Annotated in this window: 1 protein-coding gene; it reads right to left on the reverse strand. The window is 48.6% G+C overall.

Annotated elements, in window-relative coordinates; translation table 11 throughout:
- Positions 1–173: 173 nt before the first annotated feature.
- Positions 174–1,462: class I tRNA ligase family protein (locus tag B7Y67_RS17885; protein ID WP_293599788.1), on the reverse strand; the 1,289-nt coding region annotated here is incomplete at its 5' end.

Here is a 1,462-nt window from a genome sequence, read left to right on the forward strand (position 1 = left end):
AGCAAAAGCCAGTTCATAAATGGCAAAACAGGCTCGGGCACTCCTAGCTGTAGATTGCTCAATGCAGACCATTTACTCAGTTGATCTAGCAATAGCGTTACAACTGCAATTGCTAGATAACGGAGAAAGGACGTGTTTGGGTTCATATATGGATTAGTCTGTGAATCTCTTCTTTATGCAAATAAGCGAGATTCGCCATCCCCAAAGAGATTGCTGATACAGCGATCACACAACTCTGGATGCTCGGTATTGGCACCAACATCTTGAGTGTGATGCCAGCAACGACCACATTTCTTGTATTGGCTGCCGCGAACGAGAACCTCAAGACCTGCATTGCTCAGCTCGATATTGGCACTAGAGGTGATGGTTACAAAGCGCAAATCATCTTCCAAAGAATGCAAGATGGCGAAATCGATGTCGCCTACTTTGATTGTGAGTTCAGCCTGCAGGGATGAGCCGACGTTACCCGCTTCGCGTTCAATCTCAATTGCTTTGGTCACTTCGGAACGAATTTCTCGAATGCGATTCCATTTGGCAAGGAGTTCAGTAGCGTGGGCGATTTCTGGGAAAGCACCAAACTCTTCCATGAAGATGGATTCACTTAGCCTCTCATTTGCACCGTGTGGGAGCGATAACCAGGCTTCCTCAGCGGTAAAGGAGAGGAATGGAGCAAGCCACTTAAGCAGGTTACGCGTGATGTGGAAGAGGGCATTCTGCGCTGCACGACGTTCTTTCGAATCCGGAGCGCTGGTGTATAGGCGGTCTTTCAGAATATCTAAGTAAAAGCCACCCAAGTCTTCTGAGCAGAAAGTGAGCATGCGAGCTACAGCGGGCTGGAACTCATAGGCCCGGTAGTGTGCTTGAACATCTTGCTGCAATTGGTTGGCAAGTGCTACAGCATAGCGATCAATTTCTAGCCATTCGCTTGCAGACATTGCATGCTTGCTAGGATCAAAGTCTGATAGATTGGCCAATAAGAAGCGCAATGTATTTCTGATGCGACGGTAGCTTTCTACGACACGTTTCAGAATTTCATCAGAGATCGTCATCTCACCGGAATAATCGGTGGATGCGACCCATAAGCGAATAATCTCGGCACCCAACTTATCAGCAACCTGCTGCGGGGCAATCACGTTGCCCACAGACTTACTCATTTTGCGACCTTGGCCATCAACGGTAAAGCCGTGCGTCAACAGCGCTTTATAAGGTGGTTTGCCATTGAGCATGGCGCCAGTAAGCAGGGAAGAATGGAACCAGCCGCGATGTTGATCCGAGCCTTCAAGGTACAAGTCAGCTAAACGACCGTCTGCATTTTCGGCTTCTGGGCGATAGAGCTCATTGCGGTGTGAGCCGCGAATGACATGCCAGTGCGTAGTGCCAGAATCAAACCACACATCCAGGGTGTCGCGATTCTTTTCGTATTGAGAAGCTTCTTCACCAAGTAGTTCAGCTACTTCGAGTT

This window comes from Polynucleobacter sp. 35-46-11 (genome assembly GCF_002281105.1).